This is a genomic window from Halorubrum sp. AD140 (assembly GCF_034497445.1).
Taxonomy (GTDB): Archaea; Halobacteriota; Halobacteria; order Halobacteriales; family Haloferacaceae; genus Halorubrum.
The window spans coordinates 25,882-46,437 of sequence record NZ_JAXRUU010000001.1 but is presented as its reverse complement, the minus strand read 5'-3'; the positions used below and the strand labels follow the sequence as shown (position 1 = coordinate 46,437).

At 70.0% G+C, this 20,556-nt stretch carries 22 protein-coding genes and 1 tRNA gene; 9 read left to right on the top strand and 14 right to left on the bottom strand.

Going from position 1 to position 20,556, the window contains the following annotated elements:
* Positions 1 to 56 precede the first annotated feature (56 nt).
* Complete coding sequence (locus U4E84_RS00260; protein WP_322530171.1) at positions 57 to 407, bottom strand: hypothetical protein; 351 nt, start codon at positions 405 to 407, stop codon at positions 57 to 59.
* A 118-nt stretch (positions 408 to 525) separates the two neighbouring features.
* Between U4E84_RS00260 and U4E84_RS00255 the strand changes: the two genes are divergently transcribed.
* From U4E84_RS00255 to U4E84_RS00240, 4 genes are all read left to right on the top strand, one after another.
* Positions 526 to 1,029 (top strand): winged helix-turn-helix transcriptional regulator, encoded by a 504-nt coding sequence (locus U4E84_RS00255; protein WP_322530083.1) that lies wholly within the window; start codon positions 526 to 528, stop codon positions 1,027 to 1,029.
* Between the two features lie 76 nt (positions 1,030 to 1,105).
* Complete coding sequence (locus U4E84_RS00250) at positions 1,106 to 2,014, top strand: sulfite exporter TauE/SafE family protein (RefSeq protein WP_322530082.1); 909 nt, start codon at positions 1,106 to 1,108, stop codon at positions 2,012 to 2,014.
* A gap of 59 nt (positions 2,015 to 2,073) precedes the next feature.
* Positions 2,074 to 2,763: an SCO family protein gene (locus tag U4E84_RS00245; RefSeq protein WP_322530081.1), complete on the top strand. Its 690-nt coding sequence runs from the start codon at positions 2,074 to 2,076 to the stop codon at positions 2,761 to 2,763.
* Positions 2,764 to 2,849: 86 nt separating this feature from the next.
* The gene (locus U4E84_RS00240) at positions 2,850 to 3,488 is read left to right on the top strand and encodes a DJ-1/PfpI family protein (RefSeq protein WP_322530080.1); all 639 of its coding nucleotides are present in this window, start codon (positions 2,850 to 2,852) and stop codon (positions 3,486 to 3,488) included.
* Here the strand turns inward: U4E84_RS00240 and U4E84_RS00235 are convergent.
* The 4 genes from U4E84_RS00235 to U4E84_RS00220 form a co-directional block, all read right to left on the bottom strand.
* A complete protein-coding gene (locus U4E84_RS00235; RefSeq protein ID WP_322530079.1) occupies positions 3,485 to 3,961 on the bottom strand; it encodes a universal stress protein in 477 nt (158 codons plus the stop codon). The two genes, U4E84_RS00240 and U4E84_RS00235, sit on opposite strands and share 4 nt — an antisense overlap.
* 133 nt (positions 3,962 to 4,094) lie before the next feature.
* Positions 4,095 to 4,451 (bottom strand): nuclear transport factor 2 family protein, encoded by a 357-nt coding sequence (locus tag U4E84_RS00230; RefSeq protein WP_322530078.1) that lies wholly within the window; start codon positions 4,449 to 4,451, stop codon positions 4,095 to 4,097.
* 194 nt (positions 4,452 to 4,645) lie between these two features.
* Complete coding sequence (locus U4E84_RS00225; RefSeq protein WP_322530077.1) at positions 4,646 to 5,710, bottom strand: YihY/virulence factor BrkB family protein; 1,065 nt, start codon at positions 5,708 to 5,710, stop codon at positions 4,646 to 4,648.
* 450 nt (positions 5,711 to 6,160) lie between these two features.
* Positions 6,161 to 6,234 (bottom strand) — tRNA-Tyr (locus U4E84_RS00220).
* 153 nt (positions 6,235 to 6,387) lie between these two features.
* On the opposite strand from U4E84_RS00220, the gene U4E84_RS00215 reads away from it, so the two are divergent.
* Together U4E84_RS00215 and U4E84_RS00210 are read left to right on the top strand one after the other, a co-directional pair.
* A complete protein-coding gene (locus tag U4E84_RS00215; protein WP_322530076.1) occupies positions 6,388 to 7,284 on the top strand; it encodes a hypothetical protein in 897 nt (298 codons plus the stop codon).
* Between the two features lie 119 nt (positions 7,285 to 7,403).
* A complete protein-coding gene (locus U4E84_RS00210) occupies positions 7,404 to 7,991 on the top strand; it encodes an FAD-dependent oxidoreductase (protein WP_322530075.1) in 588 nt (195 codons plus the stop codon).
* 36 nt (positions 7,992 to 8,027) lie between these two features.
* On the opposite strand, the gene U4E84_RS00205 is transcribed toward U4E84_RS00210, so the two are convergent.
* The 6 genes from U4E84_RS00205 to U4E84_RS00180 all read right to left on the bottom strand — a co-directional run bounded on the left by U4E84_RS00205 (position 8,028) and on the right by U4E84_RS00180 (position 14,906).
* The gene (locus U4E84_RS00205) at positions 8,028 to 9,266 is read right to left on the bottom strand and encodes an FAD-dependent oxidoreductase (protein WP_322530074.1); all 1,239 of its coding nucleotides are present in this window, start codon (positions 9,264 to 9,266) and stop codon (positions 8,028 to 8,030) included.
* A gap of 260 nt (positions 9,267 to 9,526) precedes the next feature.
* Positions 9,527 to 10,399, bottom strand: coding sequence for a sulfurtransferase (locus tag U4E84_RS00200; RefSeq protein ID WP_322530073.1), 873 nt, complete (start codon positions 10,397 to 10,399; stop codon positions 9,527 to 9,529).
* Between the two features lie 116 nt (positions 10,400 to 10,515).
* Positions 10,516 to 10,941 (bottom strand): universal stress protein, encoded by a 426-nt coding sequence (locus U4E84_RS00195; RefSeq protein ID WP_322530072.1) that lies wholly within the window; start codon positions 10,939 to 10,941, stop codon positions 10,516 to 10,518.
* Between the two features lie 70 nt (positions 10,942 to 11,011).
* The gene (locus U4E84_RS00190) at positions 11,012 to 11,569 is read right to left on the bottom strand and encodes a GNAT family N-acetyltransferase (RefSeq protein WP_322530071.1); all 558 of its coding nucleotides are present in this window, start codon (positions 11,567 to 11,569) and stop codon (positions 11,012 to 11,014) included.
* The gene (locus U4E84_RS00185; RefSeq protein ID WP_322530070.1) at positions 11,566 to 12,909 is read right to left on the bottom strand and encodes a TIGR00300 family protein; all 1,344 of its coding nucleotides are present in this window, start codon (positions 12,907 to 12,909) and stop codon (positions 11,566 to 11,568) included. Before U4E84_RS00185 ends, U4E84_RS00190 begins: the two co-directional genes overlap by 4 nt.
* A gap of 107 nt (positions 12,910 to 13,016) precedes the next feature.
* Entirely contained in the window at positions 13,017 to 14,906 is a 1,890-nt protein-coding gene (locus tag U4E84_RS00180) for a site-2 protease family protein (protein ID WP_322530069.1), read from the bottom strand.
* A gap of 157 nt (positions 14,907 to 15,063) precedes the next feature.
* Here U4E84_RS00180 and U4E84_RS00175 point away from each other — a divergent pair, with 157 nt between their 5' ends.
* On the top strand, positions 15,064 to 15,303 hold the full coding sequence (locus U4E84_RS00175; RefSeq protein WP_322530068.1) for a hypothetical protein: 240 nt from the start codon (positions 15,064 to 15,066) through the stop codon (positions 15,301 to 15,303).
* Positions 15,304 to 15,413: 110 nt separating this feature from the next.
* On the opposite strand, the gene U4E84_RS00170 is transcribed toward U4E84_RS00175, so the two are convergent.
* From U4E84_RS00170 to U4E84_RS00160, 3 genes are all read right to left on the bottom strand, one after another.
* Complete coding sequence (locus U4E84_RS00170; protein ID WP_322530170.1) at positions 15,414 to 17,123, bottom strand: methyl-accepting chemotaxis protein; 1,710 nt, start codon at positions 17,121 to 17,123, stop codon at positions 15,414 to 15,416.
* Positions 17,124 to 17,282: 159 nt separating this feature from the next.
* Positions 17,283 to 18,266, bottom strand: coding sequence for a 5,10-methylenetetrahydromethanopterin reductase (locus tag U4E84_RS00165; protein ID WP_322530067.1), 984 nt, complete (start codon positions 18,264 to 18,266; stop codon positions 17,283 to 17,285).
* Positions 18,267 to 18,274: 8 nt separating this feature from the next.
* Entirely contained in the window at positions 18,275 to 19,030 is a 756-nt protein-coding gene (locus U4E84_RS00160; protein ID WP_322530066.1) for a coenzyme F420-0:L-glutamate ligase, read from the bottom strand.
* A gap of 467 nt (positions 19,031 to 19,497) precedes the next feature.
* On the opposite strand from U4E84_RS00160, the gene U4E84_RS00155 reads away from it, so the two are divergent.
* Both U4E84_RS00155 and U4E84_RS00150 read left to right on the top strand, forming a co-directional pair.
* On the top strand, positions 19,498 to 20,001 hold the full coding sequence (locus U4E84_RS00155; protein ID WP_322530065.1) for a DUF367 family protein: 504 nt from the start codon (positions 19,498 to 19,500) through the stop codon (positions 19,999 to 20,001).
* An 81-nt stretch (positions 20,002 to 20,082) separates the two neighbouring features.
* Positions 20,083 to 20,556, top strand: coding sequence for a redoxin domain-containing protein (locus U4E84_RS00150; protein ID WP_322530064.1), 474 nt, complete (start codon positions 20,083 to 20,085; stop codon positions 20,554 to 20,556).

Genomic DNA, 20,556 nt, shown 5'->3' with positions numbered 1-20,556 from the left:
TTGCCGTCGCTCTCGCTTCGCCGGACCAGAACCGTCCCTTGCTCCGCCCAGCATCCTCACTCTGCTCCCGCGTCGTCTGCCCCGGACACGGACCCGGGCGCGTGGACGTACACGGCGTAGAGGACGATCGCCGCGATCAGGAAGTCGAGGCTGTGTTCGAGGAAGTGGTGGATCGGCATCGGCACGTAACCGAGGACGGTACCCGCGCCCACGATCGATCGGGCCAACAGGACTCCGACGGCGACGCTTATCAGTCGGTACTGGGCGGTCCGCCGACGCTTGTACGCGACGAGGCTCACGAGGAAGAGGAGCCCGGTCCCGACGCCCGCGACGAACACGACCGCGAGCAGCGCCAGCGACCCCTCTACGCCCCAGTCAGCGGCGGTCAGCGGCACGGGTCTCGGAATCACGCGTGTTGCGTCTTTGTGAGTCGAGGGGTAAGAAGACACGCACCGGCCGCTCCCGAGAACGAAGAACGCGCGAGCCCCTTTTAAATATCGACACGATATCATTCGACGAGTATCCATGCCGAACACGAGAACCCGGATTCGCCGTCACGTCCGCGACACGCCGGGCGTTCACTTCAACCGGGTTGGGCGCGAGCTCGACATCGCGACCGGGCAAGCGCAGTACCACCTCCGACGACTGGTCCGCGACGGCGAGCTCGATGTCGAGCGGGTCGGTGGACGGACCCACTACTTCGAACCGTCGTTCGATCCGTGGGAGCGACGAGCGCTCGCGTTCCTTCGACGCGAGACCGCCCGCGAGATCATCGTTCGACTCCACGCAGAGGGACCGACGCGATCCGCGTCGCTCGCGAACGAGCTCGATCTCGCGCGGAGTACAGTCTCGTGGCACGTGTCTAACCTCGTCGACAGCGGCGTCGTCGAGAAGTCGGATGACCGTCCGATGACGCTCTCTCTGGCCCGTCCCGAGCGGACGGCCGACCTCCTCGACGAGGTCTCCCCGTCGCTTCCGGACCGCGTCGTCGACCGGTTCATCAGGACCGTGGACAGCCTTCTCGACTGACCTCGGTCGTCCGCCCGTCGGTGCCGTTCGTCGATCGCACCAGATCGGTTAGGCGGGGTCGTCCCGTCGATCCATCATGCGCGAGTTCGCGGTCAACGTCGATCTCTTCGATGCTCCGTCTCCACTCGCCTCGACGGGTACGTGTGAACCGGCCGGGACGATCCACTCGACCGAGCCGCTGAGCCTGGTCGTCTTTCTCCTCATCGGACTCCTCGGCGGCGCACACTGCCTCGGGATGTGCGGTCCACTCGTCACCACTTACGCAGATCGGATGCGAGATACCGCCCCTGGAAGCGGTGGCGGTAGCGGGTCGCGGAGCGAGCGGAGATCCAGTTCCGGGCGGAGCGGTCGCGATGACGACCTCACGGTCCGACAGGTGCGTCAACACGCGCTCTTCAATCTCGGACGGGCGGCGAGCTACGCCACGCTCGGTGCCCTCTTCGGGCTCGCCGGGAGCCTGGTGTTCGTCACGGCGCGGACCGTCACGACGATCGCCGCCGACGTCCACGCGGCTACCGGCCTGGTCGTCGGAGGAGCTATCATCGCGATCGGTCTCCGGTACGCACTCCACCTCGAACTGCGATCGATCCCCGTCCCGGGGATGGCCACCGCGTCCGGGTTCGTCACCGGTCGGATCGTCCCCCGCGTCGACGCGTGGGTCGGCGACTGGCGGATCGTCGGGCTCGGTGCCGCCCACGGCTTCCTCCCTTGCCCGCTGTTGTACCCGGCGTTTCTGTACGCGTTCGTGCAAGGAAGTGCATTCGGCGGCGCGGCCGCCCTCGGCGCGCTCGGCGTCGGAACGGTTCCAGCCCTTTTCCTCTTCGGAACGGTGTTCCAGTCCGTGAGCCTCGATACTCGAATGCGGCTCCATCGAGTTCTCGGCGTCGCGTTCGTCGTCCTCGGATACGTCCCGCTGCAACACGGACTTGCGACGCTCGGCGTGCCGCTGCCGCACCCGCCGATCCCGTACTACTCGCCGTTATGATTCGGGTCGTTCGTCGATCGCACCAGACCGGTTATGAGCTTCAGGCCCCTCGATAACGTATGCGACGCCGAGCGCTGCTCGGAGGGATCGGTGCGGTGACGACCGGCGCGTCAGCCGGCTGTACGGCGCGATTGTTCGACGACGGGGCCGAGGGGACCGTCTTGGACCCACAGGAGGACCAGACCGCCGACAGCGAAGACCTGGCGTATCCCGCGTACGGACAGCCTCTTCCGGAGTTCGAACTCCCCGACCCGCTCGCCGGGACGACGGTCGACAGTGCGGCGCTGGATCGGACGGCGCTCGTGACCGCGATATTCACCTTCTGTCCCGCCGAGTGCGGGATCCTGCTCCGGCAGCTGGTCACGGTACAGCACCGGATCGACGAAGCGGGACTGACCGATGCGGTCGTGTTCCTCCCGATCACGTTCGATCCAGAGCGAGACGACGAGGACGCACTCCGCGACAACGCAGCGGAGATCGGCGTGAACCTGGACGCCGGCAACTGGCGGTACCTTCGGCCGGACTCGCCGGACCGAGCGAAAGCGGTCGTCGAAGAAAAGCTGGGAATCGGCTTCGAGCGGACGACCGAGAGCGATCGGCTGGAAGGGTACGACTTCAACCACCTCGTCGTCACGCTCCTCGTCAACCCCGACGGGGTAGTCGAGCGCGCGTACCGCGGCGAGAACGTCGATCCCGATCGGATCACGGGCGACGTCGAAGCCGTCGTGGACGGGTTCTCCGACGAGTAGTGCGGTCGATTCGGAGAGCAGAACGTATTTGAGGGATGACTCTCACCGAGGGGAACGCCCATGGGGTTCCGGGCCGTGTCTCGGCCGTGAACATCGATATTCTGCTGTACGACGGCTTCGACGAGCTGGACGGGATCGGCCCGTACGAGGTGTTCGACTACGCGCTGGACTACGCCGCCGGCGGCGACCGCGTCGGGCGCGTCCGATACGTGACGCTCGGCGACCGCGACCAGGTGACCGCGAGCCACGGGACCCGCGTCGGCGTGGACGGCGTCCTGGCGGCGCCGAGATCCGCCGACGTTCCCGACCTGCTCGTCGTTCCCGGCGGCGGGTGGAACGCCCGCGACGAGGAGGCGAGCGCGTGGGCGGAGGCGCGGAAGGGGGACGTGCCCCGCGCGCTCGCGGACCACCACGCCGCCGGCACGCGGATCGCCTCGGTGTGTACCGGGTCGATGCTGCTCGCTGAGGCCGGCGTCACCGACGGGCGGCGCGCGGTCACCCACGCGTCAGCGATCGACGAGCTGCGCGAGTCGGGCGCCGAGGTCGTGGACGCGCGCGTCGTCGACGACGGCGACCTGCTCACCGCGGGCGGGGTGACCTCCGGGATCGACCTGGCCCTCTACCTCGTCGAGCGGGAGCTCGGCGCGGAGATCGCCGACCGCGTCGCGACCACCATCGAGTACGAGCGGCGGTACGAGGTCGCTCGCGGCGCCGACCGCGCCTAGCCGCCGGCGCCGTCCTCGGGCAGCGGGGCGTCGACCTCGCCGTCGTCGGTCTCGTTGCTCGTCGTTTCCCCGTCGGCCTCGACCGTGATCACGGTGCAGTCGAGCTCGCTCCGGAGGAACGAGTCGATGTCAGGGTCCGAGAGGAGCTTCTGGACCATGCGCCGCCAGCGCCCGGCCTGCTTCGAACCGATGACGACGACGTCGGCCTTCTCGGCGACGATCTCCTCGAGGATGGTCTCCTCGACGAGGAACCCCCGCCGGACGACGTACCGCGCGCGGTCGACCTTGCCGATCTGCCCTTCGACGGCGCGTTTGAGGTCGCTGCGGGAGACGCCCCCGGAGTTCTGATACAGGTCCACGTGGAGGATCGTGAGGTCGGCGTCGCGCTCCTCCGCGACGCGGACGGCCTCTCGCAGCGTCGCCGCCGAGTGCGACGACGGCGGGAACCGGACCGGGACCACGACGAGAGTCATGTCTAGAGGGTTGCATGCGAGGGATAAATACGCTGTCGGTGCGAATACTGGAGTTGAGAATCGAGAGGCCACTCTTCACGGACGGACGACGCGGGAGTCCACGGCTTCGGCCGTGGGGTTCTGACCGGCTTCGTTAGACTTCGTCGCGATCGGTGTAGGTGTACCGGCGGCCGACGGTGCCGGCGTCGGTGAACACGAAGAAGTCGGCGAAGCCGAAGGCGACTCGGGAGCCGTCTTGGAGGCCGCTGAACGTCCCCCTGACCGCGACGGTGTCGCCCTCGGTCGTCAGGGAGCGGATCTCGTGTGCGCCCTCAGTGAGGGGTCGCCCGTCGAGATAGAAGTCGCGGAGGTCGTCGGTTCCCTCGATGTCGTCCTGACCGGGGCGCTCGTAACGGACGTCCTCGTCGAAGAGCGCGAACACGGACTCGTACGCTTCCGCATCGATCGACTCGTAGTACGACCGGACGACGTCCGGATCCGCGTTGTCCATGGTTCGCGTTCGACGCAACGTGACAAGTAGGCTGTGATTCGACGGACGCCACGTCCCTCGTCCACTCGACACCCAGGCGAGACCGAGAACACGAGTCGGTTCACCCCATCAGCAGGCGCAATCGGAGATCCGCGAGGCGCGACCCCGTCCCGCTTCGGGTACCGCCGCCGGTATCGACGCGCTTCCGGGCGCCGTCATCCTTCCCGCGCCGTCTCCGACCCGTCGTCCGACTGCCAGCGGAAGGCGACCTCCCAGCGTCTGCCCGCTTCGCTCTCGGTCGTCTGCTCGATGACCTCGACGTCTCCGAGCGGTCGCCGGAGCTCTCCGCTCCCGTCGTGTGCGGGCTGCATCCCCTCGTAGCGTCCGGTGAGCTCCTCCCGGAGTTCCCGGAGGTAGGCCGCGAACTCCGCCCGGTCCATCGACTCCTCGCGGTGGGTCTCGTGCGCAGTCGCCCCCCGCCCGACGCCCCCGGCTTTGCCCGAGGTGTGACCCCCGTGGACGGCGTTGATCACCGCCCCGAGGAGGAGGATGATCGCCGAGAAGTACAGCCAGGTGATGACGACGACGACACCGCCGAAGAAACCGCTGGAACCGTCGCCGCTGAACTGGAGATACACCCGGAATAGCGACTGGAAGGCCGCCCACCCGAACGCGGCGACGAAGACGCCCGGAAGAATCTCGCGCCACCCGAGATCCGCGTCGGGGAACCGGTAGTACATCGGGAGGAACGCGGCGACGAGCCCGCCGATCAGCGCCAGCGTCGTCGCGACGCCGACGTGCGGGACCGCGTCGGAGAACCTGACGAAGACCGCCGTAACCCCGACCGTCGCGAGGATCGCGACGACGATGGCGACGAACACGACGAGGCCGTCGACCAGCTTGTCGACGAACGAGTTGCGATCGGTCGTCTCGTAGATCTCCGAGAACGCGGTGTCCAGGCCGCGGAACACTTTCAGGGTTCCCCAGATCAGGACGACGAGACCGACGATCGAGGCGCTCGAGGAGCCGTTCTCGCCGCGGAATATGTCCTCGACGACGCCCGCGATCGGGTCGGGGAACGTCTCTCCGGCGAGCGCGATGAGCCGGTCCTCGAGTCCGGTACCAGTCGTCGACGCGACCAGCAGGAGGAGGATCAAAAGGGGAGCCAGCGAGATGAAGGCGTTGTACGCGATGCCGGCCGCCATGAACGTGACGTTCTTTTCGGACACCTCGGTCAGGGTCTGCTTGGCCGTTCCCACGAGGGACGTGAGGCGTTTCATACCGGATCGTACGGTCGCGCAGGTAAAACGGGGAGGCTGGCAGTTGCAGGGGCGATGACCCGGGGGCAGAGTGGAGACAGTCCGGGCGTGCGGCTCGCTCCGCTCGCCGTTCCGGGCTGTGACTCGTCTGCTCAATTCGGTCCGTGAGACTTCCGGCTGCTCACGTTGTTCGCAGCAGAAGTCCGCCCTCCCCGAATTGAACACCGGAAGACGTGCTCGCTTCGCTGCGCGCGACTTCCGAGCCCCCGCTCGCTTCGCTCACGGGGACGGGGGACAAGTCGATCCACGGTCAGCTTCGGCTCGACCGAAAAGCCAGTCCGCCCTCCCCGAATTGAACCCGCCGAGACAGTCCGGGCGTGCGGCTCGCTCCGCTCGCCGTTCCGGGCTGTGACTCGTCTGCTCAATTCGGTCCGTGAGACGTCCGGCTGCTCACGTTGTTCGCAGCAGAAGTCCGCCCTCCCCGAATTGAACGGGGGACAAGTCGATCTACAGTCGACTGCTCTACCAGGCTGAGCTAAGGGCGGTCACTGAGTTCTAGCCGCTGGATCGGACTTAAGCGTTCCCTTTCAGCAGAGGTGTGATCCGCGGTACCGCGGGCGTCTCGGGGCCGCGACCGGTCCACTCCGACCTCGCACGCCGCGCGCGGTTTTTAAGTCGCTCGCGGCGGGAGCGGAGGTATGGCCGACGGCGACGACAGACAGGCGACGTTCGGGTCGGACGGGAGCCTGGAGACCGACACGACGCCGGACGCGACCGGCGAGAACGACTTCGGCGAGCCGAAGGAGCCGAACGAGACCGACGGCGGCTACAACCGCTACGCCGTCTCCAGCCTCCTCCAGAAGGCCGTGCGCCGCTCCGACGAGGAGGTCGCCGCGTGGGCCGCCTGGGAGCTGGCGCGCTCCGGCTACGCGTGGAACCTCTGGGACCGCCTGACGCTGTACGTCGTCGAGGACCTCCGCGCCGGCAGCGACGTCGCGCTGACGATCCAGCGGTACGAAGAGCTCGCCACGGAGCGCTGGGAGCCCGCCGAGTGGAAGGGCCGCCTCTGTGCGATTCACGCCGCGCTGGCGGCCGCCCGCGCGCGGTCGACCCGCGAGGGACCCAACGCCGACGAGTACTTCAGAGCCGTCGCAGAGGTCCGCGCCGAGGCCCGCGAGCGCGGCGAGGAGCCCGCCCACGACTTCCCCGTCGGCGACCTCGAACCCGGCGGTCGGTTCGACGCGATCTTCGACGCGCACACCGGCGAGGGGTCGAGGCTGGGCCGCGGTACGCGCTTCTTCAAGACGCGCGGAGCGCGCGTCGGCCCGGAGGGCGAGGGCGAGCACAGCGCCCGCTGGCAGCGCCTCGCGATGCTCCTCGACGACGAGCGCGAGTACTCCGCCGCCGAGCTCGACCGCGCCGTCGAGCCGGTCGACCCGGACGACCCGTGGCACGAGCCCGAGACGATAGGAGGAGGAGACGAGAAAGGCGGCGACGCGAAGGCCGACGACGGACGCCGCGACGGGCGGGACACGGACGGCGAGGGACGCGACGCCGACGACGCAGACGGATCGCTCTCCGACTTCTCGACGTAGCCGCCGAGCGACCGCCGACGTGGACGTCCCGCCGCGGACCCTGGCGCGCGCGGAACCACCAACGCTCCGGATCGCCGGCTCCGCCAACCATTATGCGGACGCGGCCGAAAGGCGGGCATATGACGGACGTGGCAATCGTCGGCGGCGGACCGGCAGGGCTCAGCGCGGGGCTGTTCGCGGGCAAGAACGGGCTCGATGCGGTCCTCTTCGACACCGACAAGACGTGGATGCACAAGGCGCACCTGTTCAACTACCCCGGGATCGGGTCGGTCGGCGGCAGCGAGTTCCTCGCGACCGCTCGACAGCAGGCCGACGACTTCGGGGTCGACCGGAAGCAGGGCGAGAAGGTGACCGGGGTCGAAGCGTCGGGCGACGGGTTCGCAGTGACCACCGAACAGGGCGAGTACGAGGCCGACTACCTCGTGCTCGCGACGGGCGCGAGCCGCGACCTCGCGGAGTCGCTCGGCTGCGCGTTCGACGAGGACGACACGGTCGACGTCGACGTCTCGATGGAGACGAGCGTCGACGGCGCCTACGCGACCGGCGGGATGGTCCGCGCGGAGGAGTGGCAGGCGGTCATCTCGGCCGGCGACGGCGCGGCCGCGGCCCTCAACATCCTCTCGAAGGAGAAGGGCGAACACTACCACGACTTCGACGTCCCCGACACCGCGACCGCGGTGTTCGGCGGCATGATCGACGACGAGTAACGGCTCGTCCGCGGCCGGCGTTTTCCGCGGCGCCGATCAGTCGTCTGCGGCGTCCACGACGTCAACGTCGGTCGGGTTCGCGCCGCCGTACCGCTCGACGAGCGCGTCGAGCTCCGCGGGGTCGTCGACGCCGGGCAGCCGCTCCGTCGCGGTCTCGCAGCCCGCGTCGATAGCGAGCCGCTCGCAGACGCGGTCGCTCGTCGCCTCGGCCATCTCCCGGTACGTCGTGAGCTTCCCGCCCACGACGCTGAACAGGTTCGGGACCCCCTCGTCGGCGTGGTCGATGACGGTGAAGCCGCGGGAGATGCCGCGCCGGTCGGACCCCGACTCGTCGGGCGCGTACAGGGGACGCACGCCCCACCACCGCCTGACTTCGGGGGCGTCGGCGACGGCCGGAAGCATCGCGGCGCACTCCTTGACCGAGCGCTCGACCTCCCAGTCGGCGGTCTCGTAGTCGTCGGGGTCCGAGACGGGGACGCTCGTCGTCCCGAGGACGACCTCGCCGTCGTGGGGAACCACGATGTCGCCGTCGGCGGGGTCGCGACACCGGTTCAACACCGGGCCGAGCCCCTCGTGATCGACGGAGACCATCACACCGCGGCTCGGCGCCATCCCGACCTCGACGCCGGCCATGTCGGCGATCCGGTCGGCCCACGCCCCCGTCGCGTTGACGACGCACTCCGGTTCGAGGGTCGCGTCGAGCGCGCCGCCGACGCGGACGCGAGCGACGCCGCCGTCCGCCCCGTCGCCGACTTCGATCCCCTCCACCGGGGAGTGCGGGTGGACCTCGCCCCCGTGTCGCTCGGCGTCGGCCGCGTTGGCGGCGACCAGCCGCGACGGGTAGATCACCCCGTCGGGCACGCGGAACGCCTCGGCGACGTCCCCCGAGAGGCCGGGCGCCAGCGCTCGGGCCTCGTCGCCGTCGAGCCGCTCCGCCTCGATGCCGATCGCCTCGCAGGCCGCCAGCTTCTCCGCGAAGTAGTCGGGGTCGTCGCCCGTCAACCGGACGAACAGCCCGCCGGTCTCGCGGACGCACGCCCCGGCGATCTCCCGGAGCGTGCGGTTTTCGGACAGGCACTCCTCGGCGCCCGGCGCGTCGGCCTCGGCGTAGCGAGCCCCGCTGTGGAGCAGGCCGTGCGAGCGCCCGGAGGTGCCGCTCCCGAGCCCGCCCCGATCGACGAGGGCCACGTCGACCCCGCGGAGCGCGAGGTCACGTGCGACGCCGGCCCCGGTCGCGCCGCCCCCGATCACGAGGACGGTCGGGTCGTCGCTCACGCGGGGTCACCCCGGCTGACGCCGGCTCGGTCGGGTTCGAACCCGGTTCGATTTCCCCGCGTACTCGCGTGTACCGGTCCTCCGAATCTCATGTGATCCGTTACGACCCGTCACACTTGAGGCTGCCGTCGGCGGTGGTCGAACAACCGAGCTATCGACCGTCTCGGAAGCTCTAACGACGTATCGGACCAGCGAGCGTCGAACGTTCAGTGCCGGCGGGCGGACGCCGCGCACGTAAAAGGAAAAACGGCGATCGCGTCTCAGTTGCCCGTCTCGATCGGCGCGCCGACGAGGTTCCCCCACTCGGTCCAGGAGCCGTCGTAGTTACGGACGTCGTCGTAGCCGAGCAGCTCGTGCAGGAGGAACCACTCGATCGACGAGCGCTCGCCGACGCGGCAGTAGGTGATGGTCGACTCGTCGCCGTCGACGCCGGCGTCCGAGTACAGCTCGCGGAGCTCGTCGGCGCTCTTGAACGTCCCGTCCTCGTTCAGGGTGGTCGCGATGGGGACGTTGCTCGCGCCGGGGATGTGGCCGCCGCGCTGGGCGGTCTCGTTGAGCCCCTCCGGCGCGATGACCTCGCCGGAGAACTCCTCGGGAGAGCGGACGTCGACCATGGGGATCCCCTCCTCGATCGCCTTGTCGATATCGTCCTTGTACGCGCGGACGCTCTCGAACGGGCCGCGGGCCTCGTACTCGCGCGGCGTGAAGTCGGGCTCCTCGGTGGAGAGCGGGTAGTCGTTGTCGACCCAGTACCCCTTCCCGCCGTCGATCACGCGGACGTCCTCGTGGCCGTAGTACTTGTAGATCCAGTAGCCGAACAGCGCGAACCAGTTGGGGACGCGACCGCCGCCGTAGACGACGACGGTCGTGTCGGCGTCGATGCCGCCCTCGCCGTTTCGCTTCGCGAAGTTCTCCTTCGAGACGATGTCGCGCTCCGTCTCGTCGGTGAACACCTCGTCCCACTCGAAGTTCAGCGCTCCGGGGATGTGCCCCTCCTCGTAGGGCGTGTACTCCGACTCGTCGGTGACCGTCGGGTTGTTGATCTCGACGAGCCGGAGGTCGGAGTCGTCGTCCTGGAACGCGTCGAGGTTCGATTCCACCCAGTCCGCCGTGACGAGTGCGTCGTCTGACATCGTCACGTGTTACGCGGTCGATGGGTTTGGAACCCCCGGTAATGGTGGTCCTTGCCGTGGCCTCTGACGGAGCGACGAGACGGTCGGATCGCGCCGATCGGGGCGCAGCGAGAGCGCTACCGGATGACCGTCACGGGCACGTCGGCCTTGTCGACGACGCTCTTCGCGACGCTGCCCACCACCTGCTCGCGCTCCTCGCTCAGCCCGCGGTGTCCGACGTAGATCGCGTTCACGTCGGTCTCGGCCGCGTACGCGGTGATCGCGTCGGCCGGCCGACCGGTGAGCAGCTGCGTCTTCACGTCGATCGACTCGTTTCCGACCGCCTCCTCGGCGATCGCGCGGGCGTTCGCGAGGACGTCCTCGCCCGCGTCGACGGCGGCTTCCTCGCCCGGGAGGATGAGCGTCCCGTCGACGAGCTCGGAGTCCGGCGTCAGCACGTGGGCGATCTCGAGGGTCTCGTAGAACGCGACCGCCTGGCGGGCCGCGTACCGGACGGCCTCGTCGCTCTCCGTCGACCCGTCGGTCGCAACGAGATAGCTCATGTCCGGAGATCGGCCCGGCTCGCATATAACTCCTGTCCGGCGTTCTCACGCCCTGCGGTTCCGGTTCCCCTCAGCCGAGGTCTATCGGTCGTGCGACCATCTCGCCCCACGGCTCGAAGCCGTACCGGTCGTAGAAGGCCCGCGCGCGCTCGTTCGCCGGGTCGACGTCGAGCACGATCCGATCGAGCGGGAGCGACTGGTCGCCCGCGAGGTCGACGGCGGCCGCCATCAGGTCGTCGGCGACGCCCGTGCCGCGGCGGTCGGGAGCGACGTAGAGCTCGTTGACCACCGCGGCGTCCCAGATCATCGCGAGCCGCTCGGGGAGCACGAAGACGTAGCCGACGACGTCTCCGGCCTCGGCGGCCGCGCCGTCGCCGCCCCCGCCGTCGGCCGCGCCGTCGTCGCCCTCCGCGACCGCGACCGTCACGCACCGCTCGTCGTCCGCGACGCACCGCTCGACCCACGCGAGCCACCGATCGCGGTAGCCGTCGGTGAGCTTCCCCTCGTAGACGGCCGCCTTGTCGTCGCCGCCCGTGTTCTCGCCGAGCCCGCGTTCGAAGGCGAGCTTGCAGTCGTAGAGCCCCTCGGCGTCGGTCTCGGGGTCGTACGGCCTGACGACGACCGTCATCGGTCTCCCCCGGCTCCGGCCCTGGCGTCCGCGCTGCCGTCGTCCGTGGCGTCCGCGCCGCCGCCGTCCGTGGCGTCCGCGCCGCCGCCCCCCTCGTCCAGTTCGCCCTCCAGCACGAACTCGGCGAGCGTCGGGACGAAGGTTCCGATGTCGGTGACCATCCCGACGGCCTGCGCCGAGCCGCGGTCGAGCAGCTGGGTGACCGTCGCGGGGTTGATGTCGACGCAGACGGTCTTCGTCGTCGACGGGAGGCAGTTCCCGACCGCGACGGAGTGCAACAGCGTCGCGAGCATGAGCACCACGTCGGCCTCGTGGGCCTGCTCGCGGATCGCGTTCTGGGCCTCGACCGCGTCGGTGACCGTGTCCGGGAGCGGGCCGTCGTCGCGTATCGAGCCCGCGAGCACGACGTCGACGTCGTTCTCGACGCACTGGTACATCACGCCCTCCGTCACGATCCCCTCCGCCACGGCCGCCTCGATCCCGCCGGCGCGGATGATCTCCGATATCGTCCAGATGTGGTGTTTGTGTCCCTTCCGGGGATGTTCGAGGGTCTCGACGTTCATCCCGAGCGACGTGCCGTACAGCGAGCGCTCCAGGTCGTGGGTGGCGAAGCCGTTCCCGGCCGAGAGCGCGTCGACGTACCCGGCCTCGACGAGGTCGGCGAGCGCGTCGCCGGCGCCGGAGTGGATCACCGCCGGGCCCGCGACGACCAGCACGTTCCCGCCCGAGCGCTTCACCTCGCGCAGCTCCGCGGCGACCTCCCTGATCGTGGACTCGGAAGGCCGCTCCGAGGAGACGCCGCCCTGCATGAAGCCGAAGGCGCTCCCTCCGCTTCGGGGGCGCTCCGGGGGTCGCACCCGGATTCCGGACTGGTCGGTCGCGATCAGGTCGCCCTCTTCCACCGCGTTGAGCACCTTCGTGTACGCGTGCGGTTCGCCGTCGGGGCCGCCGTGGGGGTCCACGACCAGCGCGCAGTCCATCTCGATCCGCTCGACCTCGATCCACTCCCCGTCGTACAGCACCTCGGTCGGATGGTTCGTCGTGGAGTAGAAGTCGGGCGGCACGACCCTGTCCGCGGGGGCCGCGACGAGGTCCACGTCGGTCGGGTCCTCGAGCACCGCCCCGTTCTGATGGAGCTCGTGGAGGATCGCCTGGAGCGTCTCCGGGGCGTCAGCCGAGACCGTCAGCCGGCAGTACGACTCCTCGTCCTCGTGTTTCCCCACGTCGAACCGCTCCACGTCGAAGGAGCCGCCGAGGTCCATCACCGCGCCGAAACAGCGCTGCATCGTCCCGCTGTCGATGATGTGGCCCTCGATCTCGACGGTGCGTTCGTGGCTCATACCCCACCGTTTCGGCGCGCGGAGAAACCCGTTTCCCCTCGCGGGGGCGCGGCGGTCGGTGACGCGGAGCGCGGCGGTCGGCGACGCGGAGCGCGGCGGTCGTTCCGTCAGATCATCCCGAGCGCCGCGAGGATCTGATTGCCGAACACCATCGCGATCAGCCCTGCGAGCATGACGAGCCCGGAGGAGACGGTGATCGTGCGGACCGCCGCGTGCCGGTCTGAGAGGGGGAGCCGGCTGATCACCGCCTCCGCGACCATCCGGAGGATCCGGCCGCCGTCGAGCGGGAACGCCGGCAGGCAGTTGAACAGCGCGAGCTGGATGTTGATCCACCCGGTCCAGAAGAGCAGGTTCGCGAGCAGGAACGTCCCGCCGCCGAGCGCGCCGAGCGCCCCGTCGACCACGTAGAAGTTCGTCACCTCGCCGGTGAATCCCGCGAAGTTGAACGGGAGCCCGAACAGGCTGCCGAGCGGGAGGATGAGCGAGACGAACACGAGCCCGAGCGGCGACTCGGTGAGTCCCCCGAGCGCGACGCCGTCGGTCGCGCTCTCGCCGCCGTCCCCGCCGAGCAGCTCGAGGTACGCGCCGGCCGGGTACTCGGAGACGCCGAAGTCGTCGAGCGCCAGCCCGCTCGCGCCCGGGAAGACGCTGACGCCGACGAACCCGCCGTCGCGGTTCGGGTGGGGGTCCAGCTCGACGTCGTAGCTGACGCGCTCGTCGTCCCCGTCGTACGCGATCACCTCGACGGTCTCGCCGGCCTCTCGCTCGCCGAGGACCGCCGAGAGGTCGTCGTCGTCGTGGATCCGCTCGCCGTCGATCTCGACTATCGTCAGCGGCTCGCCGGGGGTCGCCCCGGCGTCCGCGAGGGGGCCGTCCTCCTGCACGCCGAGCGCGTACGCGCCGACCGGGATCTCGGCGCTCCCGTTCGTCGAGTTCTCCGTCCACGGGCCGTCGGCGTCGCTGCCGTCGGGCGCCGACACGGACACCGTCGCGCGCTCGTCGTCGCCGACGGCGTCGAAGAACGCGCCCTCGGTCGCCACCGGCTCGCCGTTCACCGACTCGACGGTCACCGGGTCCTCGGTGATCGTCAGGTCGAGCGGGTTGCCGCCGGCCGAGCCGACCACCTGGAGCGCTCGCGTCACCTCGGCGGTGCGCTCCCCGTCGCCGTCGTCGGCCGTGACCGTCACCGTCTCGTCGGCGTCGGAGAGGGCGGCCTCGAACTCGGCGGCGGTGTCGACCGGCTCTCCCTCGACCGCGACCAGCCGGTCCCCGCTCCCGATGTCGGCCGCGGCGGCCGGCGAGCCGGGATTCACCTCGCCGACGGCGTACCCGGCCGCCGGCGAGATCGCGCCGACGACCGGGCCGAAGAGCAGCGCGAACACGAGCACCGTGAGCAGCGTGTTGGCGGTGACGCCGGCCGCGAACATGCGGGCGCGGGCCCCCCGCGAGGCCGCCTGCGTCGCCTCCTCGTCCGGCTCCACGAAGGCGCCGACCGGGAGCAGCGCGAAGAAGACGAGCCCCATCGACTCGATGTCGATGTCCTCGACGCGGCAGAGCAGCCCGTGTGCGCCCTCGTGGACGACCATCGCGATCGCGAGGCCGGCGACGATCTCGAGCGCGACCGACAGCGGGAGGAAGTCGTTGACGCCGGGGATGATGAGGAAGTTCTGCGGCTGCTGGATCGCGGAGGGCTGGGTGGCGTCGAGCGCCGAGAGCGCCGACGAGAGGATGAGAACGAACGACCCGACCATCGCGACGAGCGCGCCGCCGAGCCCGAGGTTCGCGAGCCCGCGCCAGAACCGCTTCGGCGTAGCGAGCCGGTCGAGGAACGCTCGCCCGCGGAGCGTGCGGAGCGTCAGTATCGGGCCGGAGACGCGGACCGACCCGGGGAGAATCCCTCGGTTCTGCAGCCACAGCGCGACCGCGGAGTACGCGAGGATCCCGGTGAGGACCCACAGGAGGGTGTTCGCGGCGAACAGGTCCGTCAGCGCGTTCATTATCGGCACGTCCGTGTCCGTCGGGTGTAAGGCGTTCGGTTGTCGAGACCGCGGGGTCACCGGTGCTCGGAGTCTCCTCGGCGCGAGACGCCACCGCGATCGAGGAGAAACGACCGCGAACTCAACACCCAAGTACCCCCCGGGCCAACGTCCTCGTATGCTCGCACTCATCGACTTCGCCTCGCGACTCGTCGGCGACGTCGGCCGGTTCGTCGACATCTTCCTGAACGACCTCATCCTGGGCGCCGGCGACCCGCTGTCGGCGCTGCTCGTCCTCGTCGGACAGGTCCTGATCGTCGCCACGATGGCCGCGTTCGGCTACATGGCGGTGGGCGCCCTCTTACAGGAGATCGGCGTGACGCTCCCCTCGCTCGGCGGTCGCGGGCGGTCGGAGTAGTCCGCCTCGCCTCGTCACGGTCCGCCTCGCCCCGTCACCGGATGGCTTCGTCATCGGCTCGGTTCGTCACGTCCTGACCGACTGCCAGGTCGTCGCCCGGACTGGGCCGCTCAGTCGTCGCCCGGACTCGGCTGTTCCCCGGCGGAGGGAAGAGTGCTCCCGCTCGCCGGGGAGGCCGACGGCACGTCACCGCTCGCCGGCACGACGAACTCGTCGAGCCGCGCGAGCAGCGCGTCGGACTGGTCCGACAGCGCGTGGGCCCTGTCGGCCACCTCGGAGACGGTCGCGGTCTGCTCTTCGGCCGCCGCGGCGACGGTCTCGGCCTCCGTCGCGGTCCGGCCGCTGACCGTCGCCACCTCGTCGACCACGTCGACGACCTCCTGCGTCGTCCGCGCCTGATCGTCGGTCGCGGCGCTGATCTCCTGGACCGTGGCGTCCACCGTGGTCACCTCTTCGACGACCTCCTCGAACTCCCGGAGGGTGGACTCGATCGTGTCGACGCTCTCGGACACCTGCGACTCCATGTCGTCGACGTCGGCGGCCGTCTTCGCGGAGGCCTCCTGCACCTCGTCGATGCGGTCCGAGATCGCCGCCGCCTCCCCGCGCGTCTCCTCCGCGAGCGCCTTCACCTCGTCGGCGACGACGGCGAAGCCGTCGCCCGAACCGTCGGCCCGGGCCGCCTCGATCGAGGCGTTCAGCGCCAGCAGGTTCGTCTCCTTCGCGATCCCGTCGATCACGGCCGCGATCTCGTCGATCTCGCCGACCCGAGCCACGAGCTCCTCGACCGCGGTCGCGGTCTCCCCGATTTCCGCTTCGAGCGCCTCCAGCTCTCCGATCGCCTCGGCGGCCTCCTCGCGACCGGCCCGGCCGCGGTCCGCGGCGCTCCGCGCGGTCGCGGCCGCGTCGTCGGCCGACGCCGCGATCTCCTCGACCGTCGCCGAGAGCGTGCTCATCTCCTCGGAGACCGACGCCAGCCGGTCGGTCTGTCGGGCCGCGCCGTCGGAGATCTCCTGTACCGACCGCGCCACCGCCTCGCTCGCGTCGTCGACCTCGTCCATGCTGGTACGCACGTCGTCGCTCGCGGCCGCGACCTCGCCGGTGAACGCCTGGACCTCGCTCACCGTGCCGCCGAGGGTGGCGACGAGCCGGTTGTAGTTCTCGACGATCTCGACGTACCGGTTCCCGTCGCTAGCGAGCTCGTCGGCGTCGATCGTCGCGGTGAGGTCGCCCTCCCGCGCGCGCTCGGCCGCGTCGCCGAAGGCGTCGACGAGAGATTCGAGCTCGGTCGTGTACGACTCGAGGTTGGCGGCCATCTCGTCGAGCGCGTCGCCGAACGCCCCCGGCACCGACTCGTCGAGGGCGGGGTCGTCGAACGCCTGCGCGGCGAGCGCGTCGGCCTGCGACGAGACGGTGCCGAGGTACCGCTGGACCTCGGCGAAGGAGCGCACGAGACTCCCGATCTCGTCCGACTGGTCGGCGCCGACGAGCGTCCTCTCGCGGGTCCCGGCCGCCTCGACCGTCGCCGGCTCTCGGGTCGCTTCCCGCACGGGTTCCGCCCCGTCTCCGATCTCGCCGGCGGCGATCGCGTCGGCGCCGGCCTCCAGCCCCCGGAGGGGCGCGACGAAGTCCCGTCGCACGACGAGCAGGGTGTTGTAGATCGCCGCGACCGCACCGAGGAACAGCGCGCCGGAGACGACGGACGCCCGCGTCCCGGAGAGCAGGAACGGCGTGAGGAAGATCCCGACGGTGACGAGGAACTGGATTCCGACCGCCGTCACGACCTTCCGCTCTATCGACTCGGACACGCCGAGCAGGTCCATCGTCCGCCAGAGGATGGCCTCGTACCGGCCTCGGATCCCCCCGCGTCGCCGTCGCGTTGTCGACATAGCAGAGCGTCTCGGCGGCCGGGTTATGAACCTCGCCCCGAGGTTATCACGCGCGATTCTCGATTTCGCGGCCGCGAGAACGTCCCTGGGAATTTAAAAGAGACCGTCGACCGCCTCGGCCGCGAGGTCGACCGCGACCTCGAGATCCGGGCCGAGCGGCGAGCCGACCACCAGCCCGTCGGCGTGCTCGGCGAGCGCCGCGGCCCGCTCGCGGACGGTTTCGGACGACCCGGCCAGACAGAACGCGTCCACCATCGCGGGCGTCACGCGCTCGAAGGCCGCGGAGAACTCGCCGGCGGAGACGCGCTCACCGATGGCCGCGGCCGCGTCCGGGTCGATCCCGTGCCGTTTCAGGACGGGCGGGGCCGCGCCGGCGGCGATGAACGCGACCGGCGGACGGGCGGCCTCGCGGGCGGCGTCCTCGTCCTCGTCGACGGAGACGGCGGCGTACGCGATCAGGTCGAACTCGCCCCGGTGGTCGGGGCGGTCGCCGAGCCCGTCGTCGACCTGTTCGCGGGCCCACGCCAGGTCCGTCGGGTGCGAGCCGTTGAACAGCAGCCCGTCGGCGTGTTTCGCCGCCATCCGACACATATGGGGCCCCTCGCCGCCGACGTGGACCGGAATGTCGGCGCCCTGCGGGGGCTCGTAGTTGAGCCCCGCCCCGCTGGCGTCGAAGGTCCCCTCGTGGTCGACGCGCTCGCCGGCCCACAGCCTCTGGGCCGTCTTGAACGCCTCCAGCACGGGGCGGAGCCCCCGCTCGTCTTCGAGGCCGAGGTTCCGGAGCGTCGAGGGGTCGCCGGGGCCGAGCCCGAAGACGGCGCGTCCCCCCGAGAGCTCGTCGAGGGTGGCGACCCGCGAGGCGAGCGTCACGGGGTGGGTCTCGTACGGGTTGGCGACGCCGGGGCCGAGCCGGACCGAGTCGGTGGCGGTCGCGAGCTGCGAGAGGAACGCCCACGGGTCGCGGTTGTTGTAGTGACACGTCGAGTAGACGGCGTCGTAGCCGGCGTCCTCGGCGCGGACGCCGAGGTCGACGAGGCGATGCAGGTCGTGTTCGGGGGTGAGTTCGATGCCGAGCATGTCTGTGATTACTCCTGGTACTCCCACTGCCGGAGCGCCTGTCGGACGAAGTCGCCCTCGACCTCGCGGAAGTGGCTGTCCGACCCCTCGTGGTCGCCGAACGCCCAGTCGCGGACGACGACGACCGGCGTCCCGCCGTCGCCCTCCCCGGCGACGAGGTTCGCGGCGCTCGCGAGCTCGTCGATCACGTTCTGGACGGTGACGTCCATCTCCCGGCCGTCGCGGTCGCGCTCGCCGCGCCAATCGCGGCTCGCCGGCAGGCCGGCCCAGCCGATCGCGACCCCGCGCTGGCCGTGTCGGAACGGGCGCCCGCAGGTGTCGCTGACGACCACGCGGTCGGCCGCGATCCCCTCGCGTATCCGTTCCGCGCTCTCCGAGGGGCACTCCGGGAGCAACAGCAGGTCGGCGTCGGGGACGTTCGACCGGTCGATCCCGGCGTTGACGCCGATGTGGCCGAAGCGCGTCGCCGTCAGGAGGAAGGGGGCCTCCACGATCAGCTCCGTCGACTCCTCGACGACGGCCTGCGCGAAGCGCGGGTCCTTCTCCTCTCCCGAAATCTCCGCGAGCCGGTCCGCGACCTCCTTCGCCCGCGGTCCGGCCGGGAAGTCGGAGAGGTCGAACGCGCGCCCCTCTGCCTTGGAGACGACGGTGCTGGCGACGACGACGACGTCGTCCTCCCGGAGGTCGACGCGCTCGTCGATCATGGCCGCGAGGTCGTCTCCCTCCCGGATCTCCGGGAGGTCTGGGACGGCGAACAGCTCCATACGCACGGGTGGTCGGCGACGACGAAAAACCCCGCCGATACCGGGCCGGCTTGACGGTAGTCGGGTGGCGGTGCGCCCCGGAGAAAACCAGAGTCGGGCGGCGTCGCGTCCGAGAGAAACCAAGAGAAAACGACATATCCGTCATATTCTCTCGTAATAATAATACGATGTACGGTATACTTCGAAAAATTGCAAACGCATATTAGGAAACACGCGAATTAGTACGTGTTCCAGCCAAACAGCTTTGTGTGACGAGTTACGACTGCCGCCCGCGATGAGCGAACCCACGACCGAAGACGAACCGGACCCGATCGAGACCCGGACGCGCGTCCCGCCGGAACGCGACGAACAGGACTCGATGGTGACACAGACCCGGGCCCCGTGAGCGGGCGCGGACGAACGGCTGCGACCAGTTCCGCGCGGGGTCCCTCCGCACGGCTTATACGCGACACCCCCGAACGCCGGACGTGGACCTCCACGTCCGGTACGAGGGCGACGACGACCCCGACAAGTGCACGGCCCGGAAGCTCGCGCGCTTCGACCTCGCGGAGCTACACCGTTCCGACCGCGCGACCCCCTACGGCGTCGTGCTCAACCCCCACGCCGAGCGCGCGCTCTCGCCCGCCGACGCCGACCTCGCGCGCGAGAACGCGCTCGTCGCGCTCGACTGCTCGTGGGAGTCGGCGGGCGAGAAGATGTTCTCGCTTCCGGGCGAGCACCGCGCGCTCCCGTACCTCGTCGCCGGCAACCCGGTGAACTTCGGCCGACCGATGCGGCTCACGACGGTCGAGGCGTTCGCGGCCGCGCTGGCGATCCTCGGCGAGCCCGAGCACGCCGAGCGGATCATGGCGAAGTTCACTTGGGGGGAGACGTTCCTCGACCTCAACGAGGAGCCGCTGCGCAGGTACGCCGACTGCGAGGACTCGGCCGAGGTCGTCGCGGTCCAGCAGGAGTACCTCGACCGAGAGTGACCGGTCGCGACTCGGCCGCCGGTCCGGACCCGAACATGAGCGCGGTAAGCCTTTTGGACTAGTCGCTCGTATTACACGACGATGGCATCCACAGGCGACGCCGCACCCACGTTCACCGCGACGGTCGGCACGAGCGACCACGAACCGTTCGATATCGACGATCACCTCGGTGACGGCCCGGTGGTGCTCGCCTTCTTCCCGGGGGCGTTCACGCCGCCGTGCACGAACGAGATGGTCGCGTTGCAGGAGCGACTCGACGAGTTTGAGGCGGCCGGCGCGACCCTGTTCGGGGTCAGCGCCGACTCCCCGTTCTCGCAGGGCGCGTTCCGCGAGGCGCACGGGATCGAGTTCGACCTCGTGAGCGACACGGCCGGCGACGCGATCCGTGCGTACGACCTGGAGATGGACATCGCCGACCTCGGACTCTACGGGGTCGCGAACCGCGCCGTGTTCGCGATCGACGCGGACGGCGAGATCGTCTACGACTGGGTCGCCGACGACCCGACCAACGAGCCGGACTACGACGCGGTTCTCGACGCGGTAGAGTCGGCGTAG

Coding starts and splice junctions, on each gene's coding strand:
- U4E84_RS00185 (WP_322530070.1), bottom strand. CDS start 12,909: ATGAGCCACGAACGCACCGTCGAGATCGAGGGCCACATCATCGACAGC.
- U4E84_RS00190 (WP_322530071.1), bottom strand. CDS start 11,569: ATGACGGTCGTCGTCAGGCCGTACGACCCCGAGACCGACGCCGAGGGG.
- U4E84_RS00180 (WP_322530069.1), bottom strand. CDS start 14,906: ATGAACGCGCTGACGGACCTGTTCGCCGCGAACACCCTCCTGTGGGTC.
- U4E84_RS00230 (WP_322530078.1), bottom strand. CDS start 4,451: ATGGACAACGCGGATCCGGACGTCGTCCGGTCGTACTACGAGTCGATC.
- U4E84_RS00165 (WP_322530067.1), bottom strand. CDS start 18,266: ATGCTCGGCATCGAACTCACCCCCGAACACGACCTGCATCGCCTCGTC.
- U4E84_RS00210 (WP_322530075.1), top strand. CDS start 7,404: ATGACGGACGTGGCAATCGTCGGCGGCGGACCGGCAGGGCTCAGCGCG.
- U4E84_RS00235 (WP_322530079.1), bottom strand. CDS start 3,961: ATGACTCTCGTCGTGGTCCCGGTCCGGTTCCCGCCGTCGTCGCACTCG.
- U4E84_RS00195 (WP_322530072.1), bottom strand. CDS start 10,941: ATGAGCTATCTCGTTGCGACCGACGGGTCGACGGAGAGCGACGAGGCC.
- U4E84_RS00225 (WP_322530077.1), bottom strand. CDS start 5,710: ATGAAACGCCTCACGTCCCTCGTGGGAACGGCCAAGCAGACCCTGACC.
- U4E84_RS00160 (WP_322530066.1), bottom strand. CDS start 19,030: ATGGAGCTGTTCGCCGTCCCAGACCTCCCGGAGATCCGGGAGGGAGAC.
- U4E84_RS00245 (WP_322530081.1), top strand. CDS start 2,074: ATGCGACGCCGAGCGCTGCTCGGAGGGATCGGTGCGGTGACGACCGGC.
- U4E84_RS00170 (WP_322530170.1), bottom strand. CDS start 17,123: ATGGACCTGCTCGGCGTGTCCGAGTCGATAGAGCGGAAGGTCGTGACG.
- U4E84_RS00150 (WP_322530064.1), top strand. CDS start 20,083: ATGGCATCCACAGGCGACGCCGCACCCACGTTCACCGCGACGGTCGGC.
- U4E84_RS00250 (WP_322530082.1), top strand. CDS start 1,106: ATGCGCGAGTTCGCGGTCAACGTCGATCTCTTCGATGCTCCGTCTCCA.
- U4E84_RS00200 (WP_322530073.1), bottom strand. CDS start 10,399: ATGTCAGACGACGCACTCGTCACGGCGGACTGGGTGGAATCGAACCTC.
- U4E84_RS00255 (WP_322530083.1), top strand. CDS start 526: ATGCCGAACACGAGAACCCGGATTCGCCGTCACGTCCGCGACACGCCG.
- U4E84_RS00175 (WP_322530068.1), top strand. CDS start 15,064: ATGCTCGCACTCATCGACTTCGCCTCGCGACTCGTCGGCGACGTCGGC.
- U4E84_RS00215 (WP_322530076.1), top strand. CDS start 6,388: ATGGCCGACGGCGACGACAGACAGGCGACGTTCGGGTCGGACGGGAGC.